The sequence below is a fragment of the Bradyrhizobium sp. 2S1 genome, from assembly GCF_011516625.5.
GTDB classification, from domain to species: domain Bacteria; phylum Pseudomonadota; class Alphaproteobacteria; order Rhizobiales; family Xanthobacteraceae; genus Bradyrhizobium; species Bradyrhizobium septentrionale.
In genome coordinates, this window is record NZ_CP147717.1 from 5,073,820 (window position 1) to 5,092,052 (window position 18,233).

The 18,233-nt window shown below is 63.4% G+C and carries 12 protein-coding genes; 5 read left to right on the top strand and 7 right to left on the bottom strand.

Translation table 11 applies throughout. The annotated features are described in order from the left end of the window. Position 1: 1 nt before the first annotated feature. From HAP54_RS23920 to HAP54_RS23930, 3 genes are all read right to left on the bottom strand, one after another. Positions 2-2,848: a bifunctional transaldolase/phosoglucose isomerase gene (locus HAP54_RS23920; protein WP_166304114.1), complete on the bottom strand. Its 2,847-nt coding sequence runs from the start codon at positions 2,846-2,848 to the stop codon at positions 2-4. A 227-nt stretch (positions 2,849-3,075) separates the two neighbouring features. Next, a complete protein-coding gene (locus HAP54_RS23925) occupies positions 3,076-3,522 on the bottom strand; it encodes a DsrE family protein (RefSeq protein WP_166304117.1) in 447 nt (148 codons plus the stop codon). Between the two features lie 69 nt (positions 3,523-3,591). Then, positions 3,592-4,215 (bottom strand): hypothetical protein, encoded by a 624-nt coding sequence (locus tag HAP54_RS23930; RefSeq protein ID WP_166304120.1) that lies wholly within the window; start codon positions 4,213-4,215, stop codon positions 3,592-3,594. Positions 4,216-4,316: 101 nt separating this feature from the next. On the opposite strand from HAP54_RS23930, the gene HAP54_RS23935 reads away from it, so the two are divergent. From HAP54_RS23935 to HAP54_RS23955, 5 genes are all read left to right on the top strand, one after another. Then, on the top strand, positions 4,317-5,651 hold the full coding sequence (locus HAP54_RS23935) for an IS1182 family transposase (protein WP_166202952.1): 1,335 nt from the start codon (positions 4,317-4,319) through the stop codon (positions 5,649-5,651). 518 nt (positions 5,652-6,169) lie between these two features. Further along, positions 6,170-8,113 (top strand): PrkA family serine protein kinase, encoded by a 1,944-nt coding sequence (locus HAP54_RS23940; protein WP_028342433.1) that lies wholly within the window; start codon positions 6,170-6,172, stop codon positions 8,111-8,113. A 107-nt stretch (positions 8,114-8,220) separates the two neighbouring features. Next, complete coding sequence (locus tag HAP54_RS23945; protein WP_166304123.1) at positions 8,221-9,492, top strand: YeaH/YhbH family protein; 1,272 nt, start codon at positions 8,221-8,223, stop codon at positions 9,490-9,492. Further along, positions 9,492-11,036 carry a SpoVR family protein gene (locus HAP54_RS23950; RefSeq protein ID WP_029079059.1) on the top strand — a complete coding sequence of 515 codons (1,545 nt, stop codon included), beginning with the start codon at positions 9,492-9,494 and terminating at the stop codon, positions 11,034-11,036. The genes HAP54_RS23945 and HAP54_RS23950 overlap by 1 nt, the downstream gene beginning before the upstream one ends. Positions 11,037-11,301: 265 nt before the next feature. Further along, entirely contained in the window at positions 11,302-12,492 is a 1,191-nt protein-coding gene (locus HAP54_RS23955; protein ID WP_166304126.1) for an ABC transporter substrate-binding protein, read from the top strand. Between the two features lie 66 nt (positions 12,493-12,558). On the opposite strand, the gene HAP54_RS23960 is transcribed toward HAP54_RS23955, so the two are convergent. From HAP54_RS23960 to HAP54_RS23975, 4 genes are all read right to left on the bottom strand, one after another. Then, a complete protein-coding gene (locus tag HAP54_RS23960; protein WP_166214664.1) occupies positions 12,559-13,614 on the bottom strand; it encodes a 2-oxoacid:ferredoxin oxidoreductase subunit beta in 1,056 nt (351 codons plus the stop codon). Then, on the bottom strand, positions 13,611-15,458 hold the full coding sequence (locus tag HAP54_RS23965; RefSeq protein WP_166304129.1) for a 2-oxoacid:acceptor oxidoreductase subunit alpha: 1,848 nt from the start codon (positions 15,456-15,458) through the stop codon (positions 13,611-13,613). The genes HAP54_RS23960 and HAP54_RS23965 overlap by 4 nt, the downstream gene beginning before the upstream one ends. Continuing rightward, positions 15,428-17,227: an FAD-dependent oxidoreductase gene (locus HAP54_RS23970; protein WP_166304132.1), complete on the bottom strand. Its 1,800-nt coding sequence runs from the start codon at positions 17,225-17,227 to the stop codon at positions 15,428-15,430. Before HAP54_RS23970 ends, HAP54_RS23965 begins: the two co-directional genes overlap by 31 nt. A 316-nt stretch (positions 17,228-17,543) precedes the next feature. Next, positions 17,544-18,215: a DUF4286 family protein gene (locus HAP54_RS23975; protein WP_166304135.1), complete on the bottom strand. Its 672-nt coding sequence runs from the start codon at positions 18,213-18,215 to the stop codon at positions 17,544-17,546. Between the last annotated feature and the right edge of the window lie 18 nt (positions 18,216-18,233).

An 18,233-nucleotide genomic window follows, 5' to 3' on the forward strand; every position in this document is an offset into this window, starting at 1 on the left:
GTCAGTTCAACGCAGCCGAGATCGCGGCGTCGAGCGCCGCGAGCCCGGAGGCGAGGTCACCCTTGAGATGCACGCGCAGTGCCCGCCGGCCGCGCTCGGTGAGCACGTCGAAATCGCCGCGCGCCTGCGCCGCCTTGATCACGCCGAAGCTCGCTTTCTGGCCGGGCACCGCCAGGTCCTGGGCATCGTCGGTCGTGACCTGCAGGAACACGCCGCTGTCGGGGCCGCCCTTGTAGGCCTGCCCGGTCGAATGCAGGAAGCGCGGGCCGAACTCGGCGCAGGTCGCAAGGTGCTTGGTATCACGCACTTTCAGCCGCATCGCCTGCATGGCGTCGATGGTGTCGCCGTCACGCTCGATATAGGCGAGCAGCGCGACATAGTCGCCGCGGCCGGAGCGCGAGAGATGGGCCTTGATCCAGGAATTGAGGTCGCCATTGGCGCCGGCCTTGCGCAGGTCCTCGGCGTTCTGCGCATCGGTGTAGAGATCGACCCCGTCGGCGGACACCACCGGCTGCTCGGCCGGCAGCGATCCGGTCTTCTCGAAGGCTGCGGTCAGCTCGCGCGTCTTGATCTTGGCGGCCTCGACGTCGGGCTGGTTGAACGGGTTGATGCCGAGGATGGAGCCTGCCACCGCGGTCGCGATCTCGAACCGGAAGAATTCCTGGCCGATATGGTCGATCGACTTCATCACGATGCGCACGACGGGATGGCCCGCAGCCTCCAGCGCGGCGAGTTTTGCCTCATGGGCGGCATCGTGCTCGCCCTCGGTGCGCAGGTCGATGAAGAAGCGGTCGTTGCCGTAGACCGCGGCGTCGCCGATCGTCTCGCCCTCGATCGGGATCAGGCCCTTGCCGTCCTTGCCGGTCGATTCCGCGATCAGCTGCTCGGCCCAGGCGCCGAAATCGGCGACGTCTGGCGAGGAGAAGATCGTCACCTTGTCGCGGCCGTCGAGCCCGGCGATGCCCATCGCAAGCCCGAGCTGCACGCCCGGGTTTTCCTGCGGCGGCACGTCGGCCCCGCAGGAGCGCGCCATGGCGAGGGTATGGCCGAGCAGGCTGCGGACGTCGATGCCTGCGGCGGCCGCCGGCACCAGGCCGAACGGCGACAGCACGGAATAGCGGCCGCCGATCGCAGGATCCCCGTAGAAGATGCGGGCGAAACCCTGCTTGATCGCGACCTTCTGCAGCGATGAGCCCGGATCGGTCACCGCGATGAAACGGTGGCCGGCCAGGTCCTTGCCGATCGCCTTGGCCACCCGATCGAAGAAATAGTCCTTCATCACGTTCGGCTCGGTGGTGCCGCCGGATTTGGAGGAGACGATGAACAGCGTCCTGGAGATGTCGACATACTCCTCCATCGCGCGCACCTGCGCCGGGTCGGTGGAGTCGAGCACGTGCAGCCGCGGGAAGCCTGTGCGGTGCGGGAAGGTTTGCGCCAGCACCTCCGGCCCAAGGCTCGATCCGCCCATGCCGAGCACGACGGCGTCGGTGAAGTTCTGCCATTTCACGCGCTGCGCGAAATCCTCGTAGTCGGCCACGTCGGCAGAGGCCGCACTGGTCAGCCAGCCCAGCCATTTGTTCTCGTCGTCGCCGGTCCAGACCGACTTGTCCTTCTGCCACAGCCGTCGGATCTTGGCCGAGACGCGCCATTCCTCCGCGCTCTTCTCGACCGCCTTCTCGATGGTGGCGCCGAGCGCGAGCTTCTGGTGGTCGATGCCGCCGCCGAGCGAGGTCGCGCGCTTGTGGGCAACCGCGCCGTAAAGCTTGTCGGCCGCGTCGGCGAACAGCTTGACGCCGTCCTTGACCAGTTCCTCGGTGATCGCATCGAGCGAGATGCCGGACTTCTCCAGCTCCTCCAGCACGTGACGGGCGTCGTCGACATTCTCCTCGAGGCTGTCGCGCACCTTGCCGTGATCGCGGAACGCGTCGAGCGTTGCCGGCGGCACGGTGTTGACCGTGTCGGGGCCGATCAGCTCCTCGACATACAGCACGTCGCTGTAGTCCTTGTTCTTGGTGCCGGTGGACGCCCACAACAGCCGCTGCGGCTTGGCGCCCTTGGCCTTGAGCTTGTCCCAGCGCGCGCCCGAGAACAGGCGCTTGTAGTCCTGGTAGGCGAGCTTCGCATTTGCGATCGCGACCTTGCCCTTCAACGCCGCGAGCCGCTCCTTTTCGTGCGGATCGTTGGCCTTCGCGATCTTCTCGTCGAGCTGCTTGTCGACGGCAGAGTCGATGCGGCTGACGAAGAAGCTCGCAACGCTTGCGATATGGGAGGGGTCGCCGCCCTTGGCGACGTATTTTTCCAGGCCCTTGAGATAGGCCTCCGCGACCTGGCGATAGACCTCCTGCGAAAACAGCAGCGTGATGTTGATGCTGATGCCTTCGCCGATCAGATGCTCGATCGCAGGCAATCCCTCCGACGTCGCCGGTACCTTGACCATCAGGTTCTTGCGGTGGACGTCCTTCCAGAGCCGCTCGGCCTCCGCGATCGTGCCCTTGGTGTCCATCGCGAGATAGGGAGACACTTCGAGGCTGACGAAGCCGTCGCCGCCGTGGCTTTTGTCGTAGACCGGGCGCAGCACGTCGGCGGCGTGCTGGATGTCCTCGACCGCGAGATGCTCGAACAGGTCGGCGACCGAGCGGTCGCCCTTCTTGAGGGCCTGGCCGATCGCGCCGTCATACTCGTCCGAGCTGCCGATCGCCTTCTCGAAGATCGAGGGGTTGGACGTCACGCCTTTGACGCCGTCGGTCTCGATCAGCCGCTTCAGGTCACCCTTGGCGACGAAGCCGCGGCCGAGGAAGTCCAGCCAGACGGCCTGGCGGTGATTTTCGAGTGCGTTGACGGGGTTCATGGGTGCCTGTTCTCGTTCGATCGAGGGTCGATTTTTGGGTTCCCGGGCAGCTTTCGGGGGCGGAGGCGGATTGTCAACATAGGGTGGAGCCCGGGCGGAATATCAGCATTCCCAAGGGATAACGCCATTCACAACAGTTCGATCCCTTCTCGATCCCTTGGGAGGCGGTCCGAGCAGACCCTGATCTCGGCACATTTTTATGACGCATCGCGGCGCACGGCTGCACGTCAGGGCCCCAGGTAGAGGTAGCTCTGGGAGTGCAGCTCGGCGAGGCGGACCACGCCGCCGCGCTCGGCGGCGACGAAGCCCGGGAGCAGGTCCTTCAGGCCGATGTTCTGTGATTTCATGGTGTTGCGGCAGGCGGCGAGTTCAATTCCGGACCCCGTGAACTGTCCGACACGCTTTGCCAGGACTGGGTTGGCTCCGGCCGAATGAAACGCCTTCAGCGCCTGGCCGTGCACCACGAGCGCGATAGTCACGTTGTCCGGGCCGCCGACGCCGTCGAGATGGTTCTGGATGTTGCCGATCACGAAATTGACCTTGTCGAGGTCATCGAGGTGATAGACCACCTTCAGCTTCTGCGGCGGTGCCGCAGTGGCGGCGTTCGCCCGTGATGCTGCGAAGGCGGCGCCGATCGCCGAAAGGGTGCCCCACAGGATGCTGCGTCGGTGCATGGCGTCCCCCCGCGCTGATGTTGTTGATTTGGTGTTTTCGACTTGGTGTTTTCGGCTTGGGCAAGCCCATCATTTGTGGCGGAGCGCAGCGAGTTCCTGGCGGTCGGTCACAAGTTCGGCGCATTCGCTCGAGTTCGCGCGGTCGACGCGAAAGATCTTGTCGTCGGCGCCGGCGAACAGCGCTTCGCGCGCGTCGTCGTCGGGCTTGTCGCGATTCCACACCATGATGCGGCCAAGGATGCGGCCAAGGCGCGCGGTCGCGGATTTGTTGTCCTTCGACAGCGCCACGGTGATGCCGCCGCCCTCACAATCCACGCCGCATTCGAAGCGCACCTCGTGGCCGGACTCGATCGCGTGGTTGCAGTAGCCGCTGGAGTCGAAATTGCCGGGGCGGTGGCGGTAGGTGACGCCGAGGCGGAACGAGTAATTGGTGGTCTTGTCCTCCGGCGCGTCTTCGGCTGACACCAGAAGCTTCATCGCGCTGACCTTCTGCTTCGGGTGCTGCGCCAGATGATTTGCATCGTAGCGCCGCACAAAGCAGGCATAGGCTTTCGCGCCGGGCGGGCCGGCGAACATCCTGTTGTCGAAGGCGGCCGCCGTCGCCTTGTCGACGGCTTCCTTCGTCTGGGCGGTTAACGCCGCGCCGGCGCAGGCCGCGGCTGCGAGTGCGACAACAAGGAACGTCCGCTGCATGACCGTCTCGGGAATATGCCGTGCCTCCAAGGTGTCACATCTAGGAGCTTGTCTGGATAGTCGCTGTTCAAATCTGGTCGGGTCTGATTCAACATTGGGCGATGAGCAAGTATTTTCGGCCTTGGAACATCGATCAGACGCTGCTTCTGCCGCCGAATGTGCAGGACTTCGTGCCGAAAGGCCATGTCTCGCGGTTTATGGTTGATCTGGTGCGGGAGAGCCTCGATCTCAGGGAGATCATGGGCAGCTATGTGAGCGGGCTTGGGCAGCCGCCGTTTGATCCGCGGATGATGGTGGCGCTGCTGCTGCATAGCTATGCGAGTGGGCTGTATTCGTCGCGTCGGATTGCCAAGGCCTGCCGGGAGCGGAACGATTTTGTGATGATCGTGGCGCTGGATGCGCCGGATTTTCGGACGATCAGCGACTTTCGCAAGCGACATTTGAAGGCGCTCGGCGCGCTATTCGTGCAGGTTCTGAAGTTGTGCGAGACGGCCGGGCTGGTCAAGCTCGGTCATGTCGCGCTGGATGGTACGAAGATCAAGGCGAACGCGTCGAAACACAAGGCGATGAGTTATGAGCGCATGAAGAAGCGCGAGGCGGAATTGAAGGCCGAGGTCGCTCGCATGCTGGCGGCCGCCGAGGCGGCGGATGCCTCGGAGGATGAGACTTTCGGCAACAGCGACGAACTGCCGGACTGGACCGTCGACAAGCAGAAACGGCTGGCGAAGATCCAGCAAGCGATGGCGGCGCTGGAAGCGGACGCCAAACTGGCGGCGGAGGAAGAGCGCCGCATCGAGGCCGAAAAGGAACAGCAGCGCCAGGCCGAAGGCCGCAAGAAGCCGGGCAAACCGGCGGCGCTGCCATCGGAGGAACCCAATCCCAAGGCGCAACGCAACTTCACCGATCCGGAAAGCCGCATCATGAAGTCGAAGGATGGCTTCGTTCAGGCCTATAATGCCCAGGCGGCCGTCGATGCACATGCCCAGATCATTGTCGCGCAAGAACTGACCCAGCACGGCAGCGATCAGGGCCAGTTGGTGCCCCTGATCGAGGCCATCGAGAGCAATCTTGGCCGCAAGCCGCGGCAGGCCTCAGCGGATTCCGGCTACTGCAGCGAAGCCAATCTCGAAGCGCTCGACACACGCAGCATCGATGGCTATGTCGCGCCCGGACGCGCCAAGCACCCGACAGTAGCGAACGGAAAAGTCGGCGGCCCGCTGACACAGGCCATGCGAAAGAAGATCGACGATGGCGGCTTCGAAACACCCTACCGATTGCGAAAGCAAGTGGTGGAGCCGGTGTTCGGGCAGATCAAACAGGCAAGAGGCTTCCGCCAGTTCCTGTTGCGGGGCATCGAGAAAGTGCGCGCCGAGTGGACAATGATCTGCACCGTCCATAACCTCCTCAAGCTGTTCAACCTCGCAAACGCAGCCTGAGCCTGCTACTCTACAACAAATGCCCGTCACGAAAACATATCTGGACGGGCTCCTAGGCGCGGCAATGGTGCCGCGCGGAACTGCGCGGGCTCGTTGCCTTAGTCGCGGCGACAACGAGGCACGTTCAACGCTGTCTGACAGATTGTTCATGCAGCTTGTGAGGCATGCATCTTGACGCCAAGGCTGGACGGTCACACCTTTTCAGGGAGGCTAACGTTCATCGCCGGACGGGGAAGTTGCCCCGCTCGGATGTCCGCCTCGGAGGCCTGGGGCCCGGTAAACCACGGATGTTGCGGAGGCGCTACAACCGTCAAAAACAGGCTACTGTCGGGGGATATTGATGAACCATTAAGCTTCCTGCCTGTTGATAAGGCAGAGGCTGCACGCGCCGTGCATTGCCGAAGTGAGTCGGTCGAGTGTCCAATGGACCCAGCGTGCCGACGCTGATTCGATCCTTGGATGCTCTGGTTGCGACTCGTGTCAGTCGTGCGGCGATACATATCGTGGAGAGAGGGATCATGTACAACGATTCTTTGTTCAACGCCTTCGCAAGGTCGTTTGAAGCGCGAAGCCAGACCGACATGTCGATGGCCGAGTATCTGGAGTCGTGTCGAAGCGATCCGATGCGATATGCCAATGCGGCCGAGCGGTTATTAGCGGCGATCGGTGAGCCTCAGATGATCGACACGGCCAAGGACCCACGCCTTGGCCGTATCTTTTTGAACCGTACGATCAGATCGTATCCAGCCTTCGCCGGCTTCTACGGCATGGAGGACACGATCGAGCGCCTCGTCGGCTTCTTCCGCCACGCCGCGCAGGGCCTCGAGGAGCGCAAGCAGATCCTCTATCTGCTCGGGCCGGTCGGCGGCGGCAAGTCGTCGCTTGCCGAGCGCATCAAGGCGCTGATGGAAATTCATCCGATCTACGTGCTGAAGGCGGGTGACGAGCTGTCACCGGTGTTCGAGAGCCCGCTCGGGCTGTTTGATCCCGAGACGCTTGGCCCGATGATCGAGGAGAAGTACGGCATTCCGCGCCGCCGGCTGAGCGGGCTGATGTCGCCCTGGGCCTACAAGCGGCTCGAAGCCTTCGGCGGCGACATCTCGCAATTCCGCGTCGCGCGCATCCAGCCCTCCCGGCTGCGCCAGATCGCGGTTGCCAAGACGGAGCCCGGTGACGAGAACAACCAGGACATCTCCTCGCTGGTCGGCAAGGTCGACATCCGCAAGCTCGAGACCTACGCCCAGAACGATCCCGACGCCTACAGCTATTCCGGCGGCCTCAACCGCGCCAACCAGGGTGTGCTCGAGTTCGTCGAAATGTTCAAGGCGCCGATCAAGATGCTGCACCCGCTGCTGACCGCGACGCAGGAGGGCAACTACATCGGCACCGAGAACATCGGCGCGATCCCGTTCACCGGCATCATCCTCGCGCACTCCAACGAGGCGGAGTGGCAGAGCTTCAAGACCAACAAGAACAACGAGGCCTTCATCGACCGCATCTGCGTCATCAAGGTCCCGTACGTCCTGCGGGTGACCGAAGAGCAGAAGATCTACGAGAAGCTGATCCAGGGCTCCGAGCTTGCCGCCGCGCCATGCGCTCCGGCGACGCTGGAGACGATGGCGCGCTTCTCGGTGATGTCGCGGCTGCGCAAGCACGAGAACTCGACGCTGTTCGGCAAGATGCGGGTCTACGACGGCGAGAGCCTCAAGGAATCCGATCCGAAGGCGCGCAGCGTGCAGGAGTACAAGGACGCGGCCGGCGTCGACGAGGGCATGGACGGCGTCTCCACCCGCTTTGCCTTCAAGGTGCTGGCCTCGACCTTCAACCATGACACCACCGAAGTCGGCGCCGATGCGGTGCACCTGATGTATGTGCTGGAGCAGGCGATCCGCCGCGAGCAGCTGCCTGACGAGACCGAGAAGCGCTATCTCGAATTCATCAAGGCCGATCTCGCGCCGCGCTACGCCGAGTTCATCGGCAACGAGATCCAGAAGGCCTATCTGGAATCCTACGCCGACTACGGCCAGAACCTGTTCGATCGTTATGTCGACTACGCCGATGCCTGGATCGAGGATCAGGACTTCAAGGATCCCGACACCGGCCAGCTGATGAACCGCGAGCTCCTGAACCAGGAGCTGACCAAGATCGAGAAGCCGGCTGGCATAGCCAACCCGAAGGACTTCCGCAACGAGGTCGTCAAGTTCTCGCTGCGCTCGCGGGCGCACAACAATGGCAAGAACCCGAGCTGGACCTCGTACGAAAAGGTTCGCGACGTGATCGAGAAGCGGATATTCTCTCAGGTCGAGGATCTGCTTCCGGTCATCTCGTTCGGTTCGAAGAAGGACGGCGAGACCGAGAAGAAGCACGGCGAGTTCGTCGAGCGGATGGTGGAGCGCGGCTATACCGAGCGCCAGGTCCGCCGGCTCGTCGAGTGGTACATGCGGGTCAAGCAGGCCGGCTAGTGCACGATCCGGAGAGCCGGCACCGGCTCTCCGTTCCGTCCCGTCCAAAAAGAATGCGATGCGACTGGTGATGATCGCATCCGGCGCGAGGCAGATGCAAAGTGGTCATGCATATCGTCGATCGGCGGCTGAATCCGGGTAGCAAGAGCCTGGAGAACCGTCAGCGTTTCCTGCGGCGCGCCAAGGCGCTGGTGCAGGGGGCTGTCAAGAAGTCGTCGCAGGACCGGGACATCAAGGATGTCCTGGAGGGCGGCGAGGTGACGATCCCGCTGGACGGCATGGACGAGCCGCGGTTCCGGCGCGAGGGCGGCACGCGTGACATGGTGCTGCCCGGCAACAAGAAGTTCGTCGAGGGCGACTGGCTGCAGCGCCCGAACCAGAGCGGTGCCAAGGGCTCCGGCGCCGGCGAGGGCGACAGCGAGGACGCCTTCCGCTTCGTGCTCAGCCGCGAGGAGTTCGTCGACCTTTTCCTCGACGACCTCGAATTGCCCGACCTTGAAAAGCGCAAGCTCGCGGAAACCGAGAGCGAGGGCCTCCGGCGCGCGGGTTATGCGACATCGGGCTCGCCCGCCAACATCTCGATCAGCCGCACGGTGAGCCGGGCGCTGGCGCGGCGTGTGGCGCTGCGCCGGCCGCGCAAGGACGAGGTCGAGGCGCTCGAGGCCGAGCTTGCGGAATGCGATGACGAGACGCGGCGCCGTGAGCTCGTGGCGCAGCTCGAAGCGCTGAAGGCCAAGGTCAAGCGCATTCCGTTCATCGATCCGATCGACATCCGCTACCGCCGCTTTGAGACGGTGCCGAAACCGGTGGCGCAGGCCGTGATGTTCTGCCTGATGGACGTCTCCGGCTCGATGTCCGAGCACATGAAGGATCTAGCGAAGCGGTTCTACATGCTGCTCTACGTGTTCCTGAAGCGGCGCTACAAGCACGTCGAGATCGTCTTCATCCGCCACACCGACCGCGCCGAGGAGGTCGACGAGGATACGTTCTTCCATGGACCGGCGTCCGGCGGCACGCTGGTGTCGAGCGCGCTGGTTGCGATGAACGACATCGTCCGCACCCGCTTCCGCCCGGCCGACTGGAATATCTATGCCGCCCAGGCCTCCGACGGCGACAACATGACGTCGGATAGCGGGCTGACCGGTCATCTCCTGACCGACAAGATCCTGCCGGTCTGCCAGTTCTTCGCCTATCTCGAGGTCGGCGAAGCCGCCAACTACACCTTCGACATGCCGGACTCCTCGCTCTGGACGCTCTATGAGCGTCTGCGCAACGAGGGCGCGCCGCTGTCGATGCGCAAGGTGAGCGAGCGCGGCGAGATCTTCCCGGTGTTCCAGGACCTGTTCAAGCGCCGCAGCAAGCAGGAAAGGGTAGCGTAATGGGTTCTTCCGGCGAACGGCTGTTCGAGGGCGCCGACTGGGATTTCCAGACGCTGCAGCGGATTCACGACGCCTGCGAGAAAGTCGCGCGCACCGAACTCGGGCTCGACGTCTATCCCAACCAGATCGAGGTGATCACCGCCGAGCAGATGCTCGACGCCTACTCGTCGGTCGGCATGCCGCTGTTCTACAAGCACTGGTCGTTCGGCAAGCAGTTCGCCTTCCAGGAAGCATCCTATCGCAAGGGCCTGATGGGCCTCGCCTATGAGATCGTCATCAATTCCTCGCCGTGCATTTCCTATCTGATGGAGGAGAACACGGCGACGATGCAGACGCTGGTGATCGCGCACGCGGCGTTCGGGCACAATCACTTCTTCAAGAACAACTATCTGTTCAAGCAGTGGACCGACGCCGACGGCATCCTCGACTATCTCGAATTCGCCAAGGGCTACATCGCGGTCTGCGAGGACCGCCATGGCCGCGAGACGGTGGAGCGGACGATCGATGCCGCGCATGCGCTGATGTCGCATGGTGTCGACCGCTACCCCGGCAAGAAGACGCTCGACCTGCGTGCCGAGGAGAAGCGCGCCGGCGAGCGCCGGCAGCACGAGGAAAGCGTGTTCAACGATTTGTGGCGGACGGTGCCGAACACCAAGGCCAAGAGCAAGGCCGCGCTCACCGCCGAGCGCCGCCACGCGCTGCTCGGTTTGCCGCAGGAGAACATCCTCTACTTCCTCGAGAAGACCGCGCCGCGTCTCGCACCCTGGCAGCGCGAGCTCATTCGCATCGTGCGCCACATCGCGCAGTATTTCTATCCGCAGGGCCAGACCAAGGTGATGAACGAGGGCACCGCGACCTACGTCCATTACCGCATCATGAGCCGGCTGCATCAGCAGGGCCGACTCACCGACGGCAATTTCCTCGAATTCCTGCAGTCGCACACCAATGTGGTGTTCCAGCCCGAGTTCGACGACCGCCGCTATTCCGGCTTCAATCCCTATGCGCTCGGCTTCGCCATGATGCAGGACATCGAGCGGATCGTGAAGACGCCGGAGGATGAGGACCGCGAATGGTTCCCCGACATCGCCGGCAAGGGTGACGTCGAGGGCGTGCTGCGCGAGATCTGGAGCAACTACCGCGACGAGAGCTTCATCAGCCAGTTCCTCAGCCCGGCGCTGATCCGGCGCTTCCGCATGTTCCATCTGCACGACGACCCTGCGGAAAGCCAGGGGATCAAGGTCGATGCGATCCATGACGAGCGTGGCTACCGCCGGGTCAGGCGCGAGCTGGCGCGGCAATACGACGTCGGCTTTGTCGACGCCAATATCGAGGTCGTGGATGTCGATCTGGACGGTGATCGCCGTCTGATGCTGCGTCACTCAACGGTGAAGGGCGCGCAGCTCAACGAGACCGACACGCGGCGCGTGCTGCAGCATCTCGCCGATCTCTGGTCCTACGACGTCGCGCTGACCGAAGTCGACGGCACCGACAAGGTGCTGAAGGAATATGTCGTCAGCCCGCGCGCGGCTGCGGTCGCGGCTTGAGGACAACACCGAACGGATAGTGCGGCGCCGACCGCCGCGCGGAATGCCTGTCTTGCTTGGTGAACCTTCATTTCTATCGAAGGCTCACATCATGAACATCCCGGCAACATTCCGGAGTTTGAAAGCGCAAGCGTTCCGCGCGCGAACGTGATCGCCGGCATGCGGAAATTGCGCAGCCATCTTCCTGGAGCTTCTTGGCGATTGCCTGCGCGGGCGCGATTGATAATGTGCGCCGCGTCAAGAAAACCAAGAAAAGGATATGCCCTTGTCAACTCGCTCCCGCCTTATGGGCTTTCTCGTCTTCACCGCGCTCACCGCCGCGTCGATCTCACCGTCCGTTGCAGCCGACACCGCGATCAGGATCGGAAACACCGCGCCCTATAGCGGCCCGGCATCGGCCTACGGCACGATCGCACGGGCCGAGGCCGCGTATTTCCAGATGCTCAACGATCAGGGCGGCATCAACGGCCGCAAGATCGACTTCGAGAGTCTCGACGATGCCTATTCGCCGTCGAAGACCGTCGAGCAGACCCGCAAGCTCGTCGAGCAGGACGAGGTGCTCGCAATCTTCAGCGCGGTCGGCACCGCGCCCAACATCTCCGTGCAGAAGTATCTGAACATCAAGCACGTGCCGCAGCTGTTCGTGTCGTCCGGCGCGACGCGCTGGAACGATCCGAAGCAGTTCCCGTGGACGGTCGGCTTCAATCCGACCTACGAGCTCGAAGGCCGGCTCTATGCAAAATACATCCTGAAGACCAAGCCGGACGCCAAGATCGCGGTCATCACGCCGAACGAGGATGCCGGCAAGGATTATCTCAGGGGTTTCAAGGATGGGCTCGGCGAGCATGTCGGCCAGATCGTGGCGGAGACCACGTACCTCACGACCGACCCGACCATCGATTCCCAGATGGTGACGATGCGCGAGTCCGGTGCGGACGTGTTCTTCGCCGAAGCGACGCCGAAATTCGCAGCCCAGGCGCTGCGCAAGGCGGCGAGCATGGGCTGGAAGCCGCTGACCATCCTGCCGACCGTCTCCAACTCCGTCTCCGCCGTGCTTGAACCGGCCGGGCTCGAGGATGTCATCGGCGTCGTCACCGGGCTCTATCTGAAGGACCCGACCGATCCGCGCTGGGCCGACGATCCCGCGCAGAAGGAGTTTTCGGCCTGGATGAAGAAGTACCAGCCGAATGCGAGCCCGGGCGATCTGTTCAACGTGCAGGGCTACACGGTCGCGCAGGTGATGACGGCGGTGCTGAAGAACTGCAACGGCGATTACAGCCGCGACAACATCATCAGGCAGGCCACCAATCTGAAGGCGCTGGAACTGCCGATGCTGCTGCCGGGAATCAAGGTGCAGACCGAGCCCGACAATGTGACGCCGATCCGCCAGATCCAGATGGCGCGGTTCGACGGCAAGTCCTGGGCGCTGTTCGGCGATGTGCTGAGCGACAAGTAGCGGCATGAACGCAAACCGGGCCTTCCGGCAAAGTCCGGAGGGCCCGGTTTGAAACCAGATTCAAGCTCAGCGCAGGCTGGCGTTGATCTTGTCCAGCACGGCCGAACCGGGGCACAGCGCCTGTTCGTCCATCGTGTTGAGCGGCGTCTCGACGGTGTCGAGATGGGTGTGCAAATCCTCGGCGTCCGGATCGACATAGAGCAGACCGGTGACGATCTGGCCCTTGGCCGCATGCTTCTGCAGGAAGGTCTGTGCTCCGAGGCGATCGTGCGGATCGTAGTCGGCGTCGAGCTTGCGCAGTGCGAGCCGCGTGCCGTCATGCTGCTCGACCACCTGCACCGTGCCGGGCGCATAGTCGACGCTGATCGGCTCGCGGCCGACCAGCACGTCGAGGCGGTTCACCGCGTCATTGTGCTCGCGGACATAGTCAAAACTCTTGGTCGAGCCGGCGTGGTTGTTGAAGGCGATACAGGGGCTGATCACGTCGATGAAGGAGGCGCCCTTGTGGCGAATGGCGGCGGCGATCAGCGGCACCAGCTGGGTCTTGTCGCCGGAGAAGCTGCGCGCCACGAAGGTGGCGCCAAGCTGCAGCGCGATCGCAACCAGGTCGATCGCGTTGTCGGTGTTGGTGACGCCCTTCTTGGACTTCGACCCGCGGTCGGCGGTCGCGGAAAATTGGCCCTTGGTCAGGCCGTATACGCCGTTGTTCTCGACGATATAGGTCATGTTGACGGCACGCCGGATCGAATGCGCGAACTGGCCGAAGCCGATCGAGGCCGAATCGCCGTCGCCGGAGACGCCGAGATAGATCAGGTCGCGATTGGCGAGGTTGGCGCCGGTCAGCACTGACGGCATGCGGCCGTGCACCGAGTTGAAGCCGTGCGAATTGCCGAGGAAATAGTCCGGCGTCTTCGACGAGCAGCCGATGCCGGAAATCTTCGCCACCCGGTGCGGCTCGATCGAGAGCTCGTAGCAGGCTTCGATGATCGAGGCGGTGATCGAATCGTGGCCGCAGCCGGCGCACAGGGTCGAGATCTTCCCCTCGTAATCGCGATGGGTATAGCCCAGCTCGTTCTTCTTCAGGCCGGGATGATGAAACTTCGGCTTTGCAATGTAGGTCATGTCACGGCCTTGCGGAGAGGGGTCACCTTGAGATGATCCTGGTGGTCGCCGATCGAATTGGCGATGAAACGCGCGGTGATCGGCGTGCCGTCATAATGCAGGATCGGCACCAGCCGCACAGGGTCGATGCCGTTCTCGTTGACGATCAGCTGGCGGAGCTGGGCGTCGCGGTTCTGCTCGACCACATAGACGAAGTCGTGATCGGCGATGAAGCTCGCGACGCTGGAGTGGAACGGGAAGGCGCGGATGCGCATGCGGTCGAGCTGATGGCCGCGTGCCTCCAGGATTCCGATCGCCTCGTCCATCGCGGGCGAGGTCGAGCCGAAATAGATCACGCCGCATTTGGTCGGCTTCGCCGCATTGGCCTGCAGCGGCCGCGGCACCATGTCTTGCGCGGTCTCGAACTTGCGCACCAGGCGCTGCATGTTGTCGGCGTAGACGGCGCCTTCCTCGGAATAGCGCGCGTAGCGGTCGCGCGACGTGCCGCGGGTGAAGTAGGAGCCCTTGGTCGGATGCGTGCCCGGATAGGTCCGATAGGGGATGCCGTCGCCGTCGACGTCGAGATAGCGGCCGAAGTCGCGGCCTTCCTCGAGCATCTCCGCGGTCATCACCTTGCCGCGGTCGTACTGCCTTGCGTCATCCCACTTCAGCGGGCGGCACAGCCGGTGGTTCATGCCGATGTCGAGATCGAGCATCAGGAAGATCGTGGTCTGCAGCCGCTCGGCGAGATCGAACGCGGCGGCGGCGAACTCGAACGCCTCCGCCGGATCTTCCGGGAACAGCAGCACGTGCTTGGTGTCGCCGTGCGAGGCATAGGCGCAGGCGATCACGTCGCATTGCTGCGTGCGGGTCGGCATGCCGGTCGAGGGGCCGGCGCGCTGGATGTTCATGATCACGGCCGGAATCTCGGCGAAATAGGACAGGCCGATGAACTCGGTCATCAGCGAGATGCCTGGACCCGAGGTTGCGGTGAAGGCCCGCGCGCCGTTCCACGAGGCGCCGATCACGATGCCGATCGAGGCGAGCTCGTCCTCGCCCTGCACGATGGCGTACTTCGCCTTGCCGGTCTCGGGATCGTGACGATACTTCTTGCAGTGGCTGGTGAAGGCTTCCGCCACCGACGATGACGGCGTGATCGGATACCAGGCGCACACGGTGGCGCCGCCATAGACGGCACCGAGCGCGGCCGCGCTGTTGCCTTCGATGAAGATACGGTCGCCGACCTTGTCGGACTTCTTCACCCGGAGCCCGGTCGGGCATTTCAGGTTCTGCAGCGCCCAGTCGCGGCCGAGATGCAGCGCATGGACGTTGGAGGAGAGCAGCTTCTCCTTGCCCTTGTACTGCTCGCCGATCAGCTGCTCGACCAGCTTGGGGTCGAGGTCGAGCAGCGCACAGAGCGCGCCGAGATAGATGATGTTCTTGAACAGCTGGCGCTGCCGCGGATCGGTGTAGGTCGAGTTGGTGATCGCGGTCAGCGGCACGCCGATGACGGTGATGTCCTCGCGGAATTTCGACGTCGGCATCGGCTTGGTCGAATCGTAGAACAGATAGCCGCCGGGCTCGATCGAGGCGACGTCCTTGTCCCAGGTCTGCGGGTTCATCGCCACCATCATGTCGACGCCGCCGCGGGCGCCGAGATGGCCTTCCTCGGTGACGCGCACCTCATACCAGGTCGGCAGGCCCTGGATGTTGGAGGGGAAGATGTTGCGCGGCGATACCGGCACGCCGTGGCGCAGGATCGAGCGCGCGAACAGCTCGTTGGCGGAAGCCGAGCCCGAACCGTTGACGTTGGCGAAGCGGACGACGAAGTCGTTTACGCTGCTGATCGGGCTTTGGACTGACATGTTGATCCCGCTTGAACCATATCGATGAGGTACTTCTGCATGTCCCAGGCGCCGGTCGGGCAGCGCTCGGCACACAGCCCGCAATGCAGGCAGACGTCTTCGTCCTTTGCCATCACCCGCCCGGTGTTCAGGCCTTCTGCGATGTAAAGCGCCTGGTCGTGATGCGGCGAGGGGGCTTTCAGCCGCTGCCGCAGATCATCCTCCTCACCGTTCTCGGTGAAGGTGATGCAGTCCATCGGGCAGATGTCGACGCAGGCGTCGCATTCGATGCAGAGCGGCGCGGAAAACACCGTCTGCACGTCGCAATTCAGGCAGCGCTGGGCTTCGCCGAGCGCGAGCTTGAGGTCGTAACCGAGCTCGACTTCGGCGCGGATGTCCTTCAGCGCGATCACCTTGTCGCGATGCGGCACCTTGAAGCGCTTGTCGGCGGAAATGTCGTTGTCGTAGCTCCACTCGTGGATGCCCATCTTCTGCGAGGAGATGTGCACCTCGGGCAGTGGGCGTTCGTTGATGTCCTCGCCGGACAACATCTTGTGAATGGACAGCGCGGCGTCGTGGCCGTGCGCCACCGCCCAGATGATGTTCTTCGGCCCGAACGCCGCGTCGCCGCCGAAGAACACCTTCGGATTGGTCGAGACGAATGTCTTGGGGTCGACCTTCGGCATGTGCCACTTGTCGAACTCGATGCCGCAATCGGCTTCGATCCAGGGGAACGCATTTTCCTGGCCGACCGCAACGAGCACGTCGTCGCAGGGAATGGTCTGGTCAGGCTCGCCCGCCGGCACCAGATTGCGGCGGCCCTTGGCGTCGTATTCGGCCCGCACCTTCTGGAAGGTGACACCGATGAGCTTGCCGGCCACGTGCTTGAATGCCACCGGCACCATGAAATTGAGGATCGGGATGTCCTCGTGGATCGCGTCTTCCCTTTCCCAGGGCGAGGCCTTCATTTCCTCGAAGCCCGAGCGCACGATCACCTTGACGTCCTCGCCGCCGAGGCGGCGCGCGGTGCGGCAGCAATCCATCGCGGTGTTGCCGCCGCCGAGCACGATGACGCGGCGGCCGATCTTGTCGACATGGTCGAACGACACGTTGGCCAGCCAGTCGATCCCGATATGGATATTGGCGGCAGCCTCCTTGCGGCCGGGAATGTCGAGCTCGCGGCCGCGCGGCGCGCCCGAGCCGACAAAGATCGCGTCGTAGTTCTCGGCTAGAAGCTGCTTCAGGCTGTCGACGCGCTGGCCGCCCTTGAACTCGACACCGATGTTGAGGACGTAGTCGGTCTCCTCGTCGATCACGCTGTCAGGCAGGCGGAACTTTGGAATCTGGCTCCGCATCATGCCGCCGGCCTTGGGGTCGCCGTCGAACACGGTGCAGTGATAGCCGAGCGGCGCCAGATCGCGCGCCACCGCGAGCGAGGCGGGGCCGCCGCCGACCAGCGCAATGCGCTTGCCGTTCTTCGGTCCCGGCTTCGGCAGCCGATGCTTGATGTCGTCCTTGAAGTCGGCGGCGACGCGCTTCAGGCGGCAGATCGCGACCGGAGTTTCCTCGACCCGGCCGCGGCGGCACGCCGGCTCGCATGGACGGTCACAGGTGCGTCCCAGGATCCCGGGGAACACGTTGGACTGCCAATTGATCATATAGGCGTCGCTGTAACGCCCCTCAGCAATCAACCGGATGTACTCGGGAACGGGGGTGTGTGCGGGACAGGCCCATTGGCAATCGACTACTTTGTGAAAGTAATCCGGCGCCGAGATATCAGTCGGTTTCATTCCTACCTTTGACCCGCGCGAAAAGCCTGACCGCGCGGCCTTATCGTTGACGACGAACGCTCACGTGGCGTTGTTCTGGTTTTTGAATTGGATCATAGGTTTATCTTATTAGAGCCGTTCCAGTGAAGGCAAAGGCTAAATTGTCCGATCATCCGCTTTCGCGCGGCTGATGTGCGTTTGGCGTTAATCTCGATTGCGTTATGTGGCGGTGCAGCATGCGTGCACCGCCACATCGCCCTGATTCGAGCATGATCTCCGCGCAAACGCTGCGCGTTTGTCGCGAGGAAAACCGCTTCGCACTTTTCCGGATCATGCTTTAGGCGCGCGGAAGGTCGCTCTTCGCGATATCCCACAACAGCCGGTAGACGCCGCTGGTGACCACCAGCGGTTTCAAGGCTGCGTTGCCGGTAATAGCTGCAGCGGCCGCAGGGACCGCGCCGACATCGGTGGCGTCGATCAGCACGAACCAGTCGCCGGCGCCGGGATCGGCCTTCGCCGCATCCGGCGTGAGCGGTTTCGACAGCACAGGGTCGTTCTCCAAGAGGTGCATCGAGATGATGCCGTCGCGCGATGCCGGATCGAGCTGCTCCCGCAATGCAACGCGGAGTTTGTCCGCGCCGTCCGCCGGCGGGCGCAGCCGGATGATGCCGAGCGCAGCGCCCCTGCCGACGCCGCGGCTGATCGTGATGCGCGCAACGCCGCGGATCATGTTCTGAAAGCGCGCGATATTGGCCTTCGACCAGTCGGTCTGGTTGGCGAGCGCCGTGCGGTAGGCCGGGCTCTCGAGCACGTCGAAGGTCGCGGTCGAATAGAGGCTGAGATATTTCGGCTTGCCGTCATGGGCGACATAGCGGCGGGCTTCCAGGAAGCCGTCGATGGCGACGCGTTCTTCGAGATGCTCGCTGTCGTACCAGCGATTGAATTCAGTTTCGTGTAAGCTGTCGATATCCATCGATGTCAGCAGCATGCCTTGTCCGGCGATCGGCATCGAGTGCTCCTTTTTTGC